Below are 9,228 nucleotides of genomic sequence, written 5' to 3' on the forward strand. Positions count from 1 at the left end.
TGCCGGAGCCGGTGTTGCCGATGATGGCCAGCGTCTGGCCCGGCCGGATGCGGAACGAGACGTCGCGCAGGGCTTGAATACCGGTGTCGGGGTAAGTAAACGAGACGTGGTCGAAGACGATGTCGCCCACTATTTCCTGCTCGATATTCTTCTGCGAGATAATGTCGGTTTTCTGGTCCAAGAACTCGTTGATGCGGGCCTGAGAAGCCTCAGCACGTTGCACGAGGCTACTGGTCCAACCAAGGGCCGTTACGGGCCAAGTCAGCAGGTTCACATAAATCAGGAACTCGGCAATGCTGCCCGTGGTGATGGTACCCCGGATAACTTCCTGGCCACCAATATACACCGTGACGATGGTGCTTAGTCCGACCAGAAACAAGATCAGCGGGAAAAACAGCGAGTTCACGAAGTTCAGACTCAGCGACTTTTCCTTGTACTCGTTGGAAGCCACGGCAAATTGCTGGTGCGAATCCTCTTCCCGCACAAACGACTTCAACACCCGGATGCCCGAAAAGGCCTCTTGCACAAACGTGGTCATGCCCGACAAAGAACGCTGAATTTCGTCGCTCTTCTTTTCAATCAAGTTGTTGACGTAGAAGATGCTGACGCTCAGTACGGGCAGCGGCAGTAGTGTGTAGACAGTCAGCTTCACGTTCACCATGAACATGAGCGGCACGATAAGCACGAACAGGATGACGAGCTGCATGAAGTACATCAGCGCCGGCCCGAGATACATGCGCACCCGCCCCACGTCCTCCGAAATGCGCGACATCAGGTCGCCGGTGCTGTGGCGCCGATAGAACGCCAGCGGCAGCGACTGGTAGTGCTGATAGATTTCGTTTTTCTGGTCGTTTTCCGCGTGCCGGCTCATCACGATGAGGGTTTGGCGCATAAAAAACAAAAAGATACCGCGCAACAAGGCTAGCACGATAATCAACATACCATAAAGCAGCACGTTGCGGCCAAACAGCGAGTATACTTCGCCCTGCGAAGAGGTGCCCGCAAAAAGATGATACAAGTCGATGCCTTCGCCCACCAGATCGAATGCGTAGCGAACAATCTGGGCCGGAAAAATGGCTAGCAGGGTGCTCAGCGCCACAAACAACACGCCGCCGAGGAAATGCCATTTGTAGCGAAACAGGTATTTATTGGTAGTGGAAAGTGCGCGCACGAGGGGAGTAAATAAAGGCAGGAAAACAGCGACCCGGCCAGCCGCGTAGATAGCATACCCAATGGCCGGAACCGGAAATTGGGTTACTTTTGCACCCGAATTGAGGGAGGCACCACGAAGTGCTGCGCCTATTAAACGTCAATCACTTGAAAGACGCCAAATAATAGGCAACATGGCTTCGCGTTACCGCTCTCAAAGATACAACAACCAAGTACCGCTCTTTTCTTCCCCCAATCTCCCACCCATTCTATCCCCATCCCAATGGTTGAATTTCACGAAGCGACCGATACATCGGTCTTCGGTCAGATTGCCGAGTTTCAGCACGAGCAAGTGGTGTTTTGCCACGACCACGAAACTGGTCTGCGTGCTATTATTGGTATTCACAACACGGTACTCGGGCCAGCGCTCGGCGGCACCCGCATGTGGCACTATGCCTCCGATGCCGAAGCCCTGCACGATGTGCTGCGCCTTTCCCGTGGCATGAGCTATAAAGCCGCCATTTCGGGCTTGAATTTAGGCGGCGGCAAAGCCGTTATTATTGGCGACGCCCGCACCATGAAGACCGAAGGTTTGCTGCGCAAGTTTGGCCGTTTTGTGCAGAACCTGAACGGCAAATACATCACGGCCGAAGATGTGAACATGACCACCAAGGACATGGAATACATCCGGATGGAAACCAAGCACGTGGCGGGCCTGCCCGAAAGCATGGGTGGCTCCGGTGACCCCTCGCCGGTGACGGCCTACGGAACCTACATGGGCATGAAGGCCGCCGCTAAGAAGGCGTACGGCTCCGACAGCCTGACTGGCAAGCGCATTGCTGTGCAAGGCGTAGGCCACGTGGGCACGTACCTGCTCGAATACCTCCAGAAGGAAGGCGCCAAGCTCGTGCTAACCGACTACTACGAAGACCGCGCGCTGGAAGCTGCCGCCCGTTTTGGCGCCCTGGCCGTGAGCCTCGATGAAATCTACGATCAAGAGGTGGACATCTACTCGCCTTGTGCGCTCGGTGCCACCATCAACGACGATACTATCGACCGTTTGAAGTGCCGCGTCATAGCGGGTTGCGCCAACAACCAGTTGGAAGACGAGAATGTGCACGGCCCGGCCCTTGTGGAGCGCGGCATCGTGTACGCGCCCGACTTTCTCATCAATGCCGGTGGCCTCATCAACGTGTACTCCGAGGTAATTGGGGGCAGCCGCCAATCGGCGCTCGTGCAAACCGAGAAGATCTACGACTACACCACCCAGGTGCTCACCAAAGCCGAGCAAGAGCACACCCACCCCCAAGCTGCCGCCATCCGGCAGGCCGAAGAGCGCATTGCCGCCATCGGCAAGGTCAAATCAACTTATTAGTAGCTGATTGTTGATTGCTGATTGGTATTGGTTGATTGCTGGCAAGCCCGGCTTGAGCCGAACAAGCAACTAACGATCAGTTAATAACAATCAGTAATCAACAATCGACAACTCAACCCATGCTCAACCGTCGCACGCTTCGCATCAAGGTCATGCAAGCCCTGTACGCCTACCATCAGGCCGTAGGATCTGATTTTTCATTGGCTAACGACCGGATTGCGGATGCCTTCGCGCCTGACCTTACCTCGCCCGAACCGCAGGACAAGCGTCTGCTGAAGGGACAGCAGAAGATGGCCGAACTTACGTTTAAGGAGTGGCACAAATCTGGCCAGGAACCGGAGAAAAGCGACGATTCGGACGTGCAGGACGCCGTGCAGGATGCTATCAAGTACTACCAAAAAGCCGTAGCCAAGGACGCTTCGTTCTATGCTGGCCAGATGGTGTACGCCGCCGAAAGCATCCACGACCAGTACTTGCACCTGCTTAATATTCCGGAGGCGCTGCTTCAGATACTAGAAGAGGAAAAAGGCCGCGAAGCCCGCAAGCATTTGGCATCCAAGGAGCCGCTGCTCGACACTACCCGGCTAGAGCAGAGCCCCGCCATTGCGAAGCTGGTGGGTAATTTGCAGCTAATCGACCTTACCATTCGCCGCTCCCAGCGGTGGCAAGGCGAAGACGAGCGGGAAGTATTACGCTTGGCGTGGCGTAATGAAATGCGGCAAGACCCGGAGCTGCTGAGTTACTTGGCGGCACCGGCCGGCAACTACTCCGAAGACCAGGAAATACTCAAGCATCTCTACAAAACCTACGTTTTCAAGGGGGAAAGTCTGCCCCGTTACTTGGAGCAGGACGACTTGAACTGGGAAGAGAACCGGCCCATTGTCAAGAACTTGGTGCTCAAAACGGTAAAGATGCTCGACGAAGCCGCCGACGAGAACTTGGAGCTGATGTCGCTATCGGCTAACTGGCAGGAAGACAAAGAGTTTGCGGAAAGTCTTTATAAGCAGACTTTGACGGAAGATGAAAAGTACGAAAAGCTCATTGCCGAATCGACGCAGAATTGGGACGTGGAGCGCGTCGCCCTCACCGACAAGATTCTGCTGAAGATGGCGCTGTGCGAAATGCACCTTTTCCGTGGTATTCCCGTGAAAGTAACCATCAACGAGTACATTGAAATCAGCAAGATTTACAGCACCCCCAAGAGCAAGCAGTTTGTGAACGGGATTCTAGATAAATTGGCGCAAGATCTGACGGCTAGCGGAGCCATTCGCAAGTCGGGCCGCGGGCTACTTGATAATCAGTAGCCTAGGGTGCCAAGAAGTTAGCGCCAATTGGTAAGGGAGCAGGCGGGTGCTTGACTGCGCAACTCTTGCTACAAGCGAATTAAATCTCAACCGTAACTTCTGCGTACTTAGGTTCACTTTCCCTGTCTCAATCCCCATCCTTCATACTTCCTCCTAATCCCATGGGTAGCAAAACCATAACTGGTCTTCTGTGCTTCACGGGCGGTGCCCTCACCGGTGCCCTCGTCGGACTATTGTACGCTCCTGAAAAGGGCCGTGAAACCCGTAGCTGGCTGAGTTACAAGCTGGAAAAGTACCGCGAAAATCTAGCCGACCTCACCGAAAACCTCGTCACGAGCCGTTCGGATATAGGGCCGTCTTCGGCCAAAAGCGAAGGCCAGCGAGTTATTCAAGATGCCAAGAGTAAGGCCGAGCAACTCCTGGGCGACGTCGATCAGCTTATCAATCAAATTAATTCTCGCAAGACCATTTAGAAGCCGCGAGCGTATCGAGAAGGTGCTGATGGGCTGATTTGCAGGGGTGTTGCCTCACCGTTGCAGATCAGTTCATCCGCACTTTTTTCGTTATTAGCACATTTTGGTGTGGTACCTTTGCGGGCGCATTGCTTGGCTGCCACCAAGCTCGTGTCCCCATCCCCTCACTTCACTCACTACTTGATGCACCTTATCACTCTCATCCCCGGTGACGGCATTGGCCCCGAAATCACGAAAGCGGTAACTGATATTTTTGCTGCGGCGCAGGTACCGGTGCAGTGGGAAGAGCAGAACGCCGGCCAAACCACTTTCGACCAGTCGGGGGAGTTAATTCCGCAGGCATTGCTGTCGTCTTTAGAGAAAAACCGGGTAGCGCTGAAGGGGCCTATTACTACGCCGGTAGGCAAGGGCTTCCGGAGTATCAACATAACGCTGCGCCAGAAGTACGACCTCTACCAAAACGTGCGGCCTTCTAAAACCACCGAGGGCATCAAGACGCGCTACGAAGGCATCGACTTGGTGCTGTTCCGCGAAAACACCGAGGGGCTCTACTCTGGCCTGGAAGTGTACGACGAGCGGCTCGGCATTGCCGACTCTTTCAACCGCATCACCAAGGAAGGCTCGCGCAAAATCAGCCGGGCAGCTTTCGCTTACGCTGATCGGCACGGCCGCAAGAAAGTGACGCTGGCCCACAAGGCCAACATTCTGAAAATGGCGGGCACGCTCATGCTAAACGCGTGCAAAGACGCCTCCAATGAATTTCCGCACATCGTGTTCGAGGACAAAATAATCGACAACATGTGCATGCAGCTCGTCAACAAGCCCGAGCAGTTTGACGTGGTGGTTACCACCAACCTGTTCGGCGACATCTTGTCGGATTTGTGCGCCGGCTTGGTCGGTGGCCTAGGGGTAGTGGCCGGCGCCAACATCGGCGACGACATGGCCATTTTTGAAGCGGTACACGGCTCGGCGCCGGATATTGCGGGTCAGGGCAAAGCCAACCCGACCGCGCTATTGCGTTCGGGCTTAATGATGCTGCACTATTTGGGCGAGCACCAGTACGCCGACACCATTGAAAAGGCGCTGGAAGCTACGCTTAAAGACAAGGAGAAGTGCACCGGCGACTTGGGTGGCAAGGCGTCAACGAGCGAGTTTGCGCAGGCCATCATCAATAACCTGGGCAAATAGCTTAGCCAGCAAAACAAAGCAGTAAGACGGAGGATTCTTCTAGCGTGGAACGACGAGGCAATTACAACTCGTTCTGCTATAGAAGCATCCTTCTTTGCGTACAACCGCGCTAGCTAGATGCGAATAAACTGTAATTTTACTGAAACTTTTACGTCGTGCCGCCATGCTGGGGGCTTCTAAAACAGATATGAAACGCACCTTTTTTTCCTCCTTGCTACTTTCTAGTATCCTGCTAGTAAGTGCCTGTAACACAGACAAAACCACTGAAGTAGGCGCCGAAGGCATGAACGCCGCTGCCACTGATGCCAGCGAAGCTGCCGCCAACCCAACCGTTGACAATCCGAATGTGGTGTCGGATACGGAAGTGCCCAATCCGAATGCGCCAGTAATGACCTTCGCCCAAGCAGAGCACGATTTCGGCGACATCAAACCCGGCGACGTGGTGAAGCACACCTTCGAATTTACGAACACCGGCAAGTCGCCGCTGCTCATCGAAAACGCCCAGGCTTCGTGTGGTTGCACCACGCCTAATTGGTCTAAGGAGCCGATAGCACCTGGCGCTAAAGGCACCATTGACGTGCAGTTCGATAGCCACGGCAAGTCGGGCATTCAAAACAAACAAGTATCGGTGCGCGCCAACACCGCGCCGAGCATCACTACGGTTAGCATCAAAGCCAACATCCTCCCCGACGGTTCTCAAGGCCCCCTTGCGCAATAAAGAATGACGGAGTAGCTGCGTAACTGAGTACGTCGTTCTTGGAAATCCAGGTGGTTGAACAGCGCACGCAGTTAGGCAGCTATTTTTTCACTCAACTCCCACCCAATCAGGCACTCTACATGTTGCTTACGCTCTTATTACAGGCCCAACCCGCTGGAGAAAGCTGGGTTTCTTTTCTGCCGCTGATTGGCATTGCCGTGGTCATGTATTTCTTTATGATCCGGCCGCAACAGCGCAAAGCGGCAGAGGCCAAGAAGTTTCGTGATTCTATTACGAAAGGCTCTACCATCGTTACGATTGGTGGCCTGCACGGAAAAGTGCTGGACGTGAACGAAGACTCCGTAACCATAGAAGTTGACCGTGGTACCCGGCTTAAGTTCGACCGCTCGGCTATTGCCCGGGAAGTTAAGCCAGTCAAAGAGGTGATTAAGGAGTAGCGAAGTAAAGACCCGGATAAGAGCTAGAAAGTAAACCACGCTTGGTTTGTTGTAATCAGGCTTTCTGCCACTGCATTTGTGTTGTTAGCCTCGCATTCATGAAGTTCTAATATGCCGCTTGTTCGCTCTGTCAGTTTACTGCGCTGGTTTGTCAGCCCGCTCCACAAGGAGAGGCGCAGTTATTGGCGGGTTGTAGCGGCTTGTTTTTTGGCGGCCAGTACCTTCTGGCTGCTCAATGCTTTAGGGAAAACGTATACCACGCGCATCGTTTACCCGCTGGCTTGGCGCTACGACAATACGCGCTACATTCCAGTACAACCATTACCCCTCGAAGTAGCTGTAAACGTGACTGGTAGAGGATGGAAACTACTGCGGAAAGAGCTAATGCTAGATGTAAAGCCCGCTGAAATTTCGTTGTTGCGGGGCTTGCCTGCTGCGCGTTACGTAACAGGAAATGCCGTGCGCCCGGCCTTGCAAGCTGCCATGGAAGGCCTGCAATTCAATTACCTGATCAGCGATACCCTGTGGGTCAGCTTCGACCGGCTGGTGAGCCGGCAACTACCACTCACGCTTAGTCCGGCGGCCGATGGTTCGGCGCTACCATATGCCGCCCGTTTCGAGCCGCAAGCTGTTGTTTTTCAAGGGCCTGCCAGCCAAGTGGAGGCGTTGGCTAATCCGTATCCAGTGCATTTGCCGCAAGCACCTGCCAGCAGCACCAACGGCACACTACGGGTCCCGATAGGAGGACCCGAGCTAGTCAAAACCAATGTGCCTGAGGTGCGAGTGCGCCTTCAGGCCCGACCCCTGGTGAACGTGCCGGTGCAAGTGGTGCCAGAACTAACTGGTTTTCCGGCAGGCCGGGACTACCAGCTACAGCCTGCTACTGTACAGGTGCAACTCCAGTGCTTCGCAGAAGATACTGCCCGCCTCGACCGAAGTGAAGTGCGCGTGCAGCTTCATTTCAGCTCGTTCACCGGACCTGATTCTAGCTTGCAGCCTGTGCTTACGGCCACTCCCGCTGCTACCCGAGGCAGCCGCGTCATTACCCGCGCTGTCCGGGTCAGCCTTAAGTAAGTTCCAGTTACTGGGGGAGTTCAAACGGCTAGCTTGTAGCCTACCTATTTTGGTTGCTGAGGATGAGTGAGCAAGCCGTTGGAGTGGTCAGCACCAACCACATAGTCTTCTTGAAAAGATATGTTTCGCATTGGTATAACGGGTGGAATAGGGTCTGGAAAAAGTATTGTTTGCCGCTTGTTCCAGGTATTGGGAGCACCCGTTTACGACTCAGATGCGCGGGCTAAATGGCTAATGAGCCACGATGTCTTACTGCGCGATGAGCTAACGGCTGCATTTGGTTCGGCTACCTTTGATGCCACTGGTCAACTCGACCGAGTGTATTTGGCGCGAGTAGCTTTCACTGACCCCACCCAGCTAGCGCGCCTGAACGCTCTGGTACACCCCGCTGTCGGGCGCGATTTCGAGGCTTGGTCAATTACTCAGGAAATAGTAGGTTCGCGTTATCTGCTCAAAGAAGCCGCTTTATTGTACGAATCGGGAGCTTACCGACAACTCGACCAAATTATTACTGTTTTTGCGCCTCAACCTGTCCGTCAAATGCGCGTATTGCGCCGCGACCCGCACCGCACCCCCGATGATGTACTGGCCATCATTGGAAAGCAAATGAGCGAGGAAGAGAAAGTGCAGCGCGCCGAGCACGTAATATATAATGACGACGAGCACCTGCTAATTCCGCAGGTGCTGACACTGCACGAGGCATTTAGCCGGTAGGGAGTGAACGAGTGAAGTAGCTTACGGAGTGGCTGTTAGCTAACACATTTCACTTGTTATTCAGTTACTCGTTCACTCTCTATCGAATTATAGAGCTTCGTTCGAATGGCCGCTCCCGGTCGAACAGGTAACGATACGTGATGTGCGTTTTGTAGATGCGGGCTCCGATGGAGCGGATGGTGGCCAGCATGCGGGGGTTGAAGTCGCCAATCCAATTCATCTCGATTTCGGAATAGCCGCTGCGCATAAACTCTTGTTGCGCGTGCACCATCAAAGCGCTTTCCACCCCTTTGCCTTGCCAAGCCGGAACCACTCCGAAAATGACTCCAAACAGTTTTTTGTCAGAACGTTGATTATAACGGCGCTTTTCCCACAGGAAGCGCAGTTTGGCCCACAAGTTGAAATTGTGGCCGACGTGCTTGAAAATCTGGTTTAGCTCGGGCAAGCTTACGAAGAAAGCTACCGGCTCGTCGCCGTTGTAGGCAAACCAGAGCAGACGGTCGTCGAGCACGGGCTTCATTTGCTGCACTAGGTCGCGCGCCTTGTCAAGGGGCATGGCCGCCACGCCGCTGTGGTTCGCCCACGCCAAGTTGTAGACGTGGTGAAAGTCGCGGGCCATGTGTTCCGGGTCCTGCTTGTTGGCATGGGCGAACCGAAACTCCGGGTGCTCTTGGGCGTAGCGCGTGGCGGCCCGCTCGAAGTTGGGGTGAAGCTGCATGGCCACTTCGCGGTAGCAAGTGTATTGCTTGAAGTAAAGCTGAAAGCCGTACGTTTCGAACAGCTGCTGGTAATACGG

The 9,228-nt window shown here is 54.3% G+C and carries 10 protein-coding genes; 8 read left to right on the top strand and 2 right to left on the bottom strand.

Translation table 11 applies throughout. The annotated features are described in order from the left end of the window. A partial coding sequence (locus ACFE7X_RS24475) for an ABC transporter transmembrane domain-containing protein (RefSeq protein WP_375438302.1) occupies window positions 1-1,171 on the bottom strand: 1,171 nt, incomplete at its 3' end. A gap of 261 nt (window positions 1,172-1,432) precedes the next feature. On the opposite strand from ACFE7X_RS24475, the gene ACFE7X_RS24480 reads away from it, so the two are divergent. From ACFE7X_RS24480 to coaE, 8 genes are all read left to right on the top strand, one after another. Continuing rightward, the gene (locus ACFE7X_RS24480; protein ID WP_375438303.1) at window positions 1,433-2,524 is read left to right on the top strand and encodes a Glu/Leu/Phe/Val dehydrogenase dimerization domain-containing protein; all 1,092 of its coding nucleotides are present in this window, start codon (window positions 1,433-1,435) and stop codon (window positions 2,522-2,524) included. Between the two features lie 119 nt (window positions 2,525-2,643). Continuing rightward, entirely contained in the window at window positions 2,644-3,828 is a 1,185-nt protein-coding gene (gene nusB / locus ACFE7X_RS24485; RefSeq protein WP_375438304.1) for a transcription antitermination factor NusB, read from the top strand. Window positions 3,829-3,989: 161 nt separating this feature from the next. Further along, window positions 3,990-4,301, top strand: a complete 312-nt coding sequence (locus tag ACFE7X_RS24490) for a YtxH domain-containing protein (RefSeq protein ID WP_375438305.1) — start codon at window positions 3,990-3,992, stop codon at window positions 4,299-4,301. A 183-nt stretch (window positions 4,302-4,484) separates the two neighbouring features. Further along, window positions 4,485-5,489 (top strand): isocitrate/isopropylmalate dehydrogenase family protein, encoded by a 1,005-nt coding sequence (locus ACFE7X_RS24495; RefSeq protein WP_375438306.1) that lies wholly within the window; start codon window positions 4,485-4,487, stop codon window positions 5,487-5,489. Between the two features lie 211 nt (window positions 5,490-5,700). After that, window positions 5,701-6,207, top strand: coding sequence for a DUF1573 domain-containing protein (locus ACFE7X_RS24500; RefSeq protein WP_375438307.1), 507 nt, complete (start codon window positions 5,701-5,703; stop codon window positions 6,205-6,207). 119 nt (window positions 6,208-6,326) lie between these two features. After that, entirely contained in the window at window positions 6,327-6,644 is a 318-nt protein-coding gene (gene yajC, locus ACFE7X_RS24505) for a preprotein translocase subunit YajC (RefSeq protein ID WP_375438308.1), read from the top strand. Between the two features lie 111 nt (window positions 6,645-6,755). Beyond that, window positions 6,756-7,718, top strand: coding sequence for a hypothetical protein (locus ACFE7X_RS24510; RefSeq protein ID WP_375438309.1), 963 nt, complete (start codon window positions 6,756-6,758; stop codon window positions 7,716-7,718). A 120-nt stretch (window positions 7,719-7,838) separates the two neighbouring features. Continuing rightward, a complete protein-coding gene (gene coaE / locus ACFE7X_RS24515; protein WP_375438310.1) occupies window positions 7,839-8,432 on the top strand; it encodes a dephospho-CoA kinase in 594 nt (197 codons plus the stop codon). A 79-nt stretch (window positions 8,433-8,511) separates the two neighbouring features. Here the strand turns inward: coaE and ACFE7X_RS24520 are convergent. Next, window positions 8,512-9,228, bottom strand: a 717-nt coding sequence (locus ACFE7X_RS24520) for a GNAT family N-acetyltransferase (protein ID WP_375438311.1), incomplete at its 5' end; no start/stop codon positions are given.

Source organism: uncultured Hymenobacter sp., from assembly GCF_964242765.1.
Lineage (GTDB): Bacteria > Bacteroidota > Bacteroidia > Cytophagales > Hymenobacteraceae > Hymenobacter.

Bases quoted from the DNA above. Each gene is read 5' to 3' on its own strand.
- ACFE7X_RS24480 (WP_375438303.1), top strand. From the start codon at position 1,433: ATGGTTGAATTTCACGAAGCGACCGATACATCGGTCTTCGGTCAGATT.
- nusB (WP_375438304.1), top strand. From the start codon at position 2,644: ATGCTCAACCGTCGCACGCTTCGCATCAAGGTCATGCAAGCCCTGTAC.
- ACFE7X_RS24490 (WP_375438305.1), top strand. From the start codon at position 3,990: ATGGGTAGCAAAACCATAACTGGTCTTCTGTGCTTCACGGGCGGTGCC.
- ACFE7X_RS24495 (WP_375438306.1), top strand. From the start codon at position 4,485: ATGCACCTTATCACTCTCATCCCCGGTGACGGCATTGGCCCCGAAATC.
- yajC (WP_375438308.1), top strand. From the start codon at position 6,327: ATGTTGCTTACGCTCTTATTACAGGCCCAACCCGCTGGAGAAAGCTGG.
- ACFE7X_RS24510 (WP_375438309.1), top strand. From the start codon at position 6,756: ATGCCGCTTGTTCGCTCTGTCAGTTTACTGCGCTGGTTTGTCAGCCCG.
- coaE (WP_375438310.1), top strand. From the start codon at position 7,839: ATGTTTCGCATTGGTATAACGGGTGGAATAGGGTCTGGAAAAAGTATT.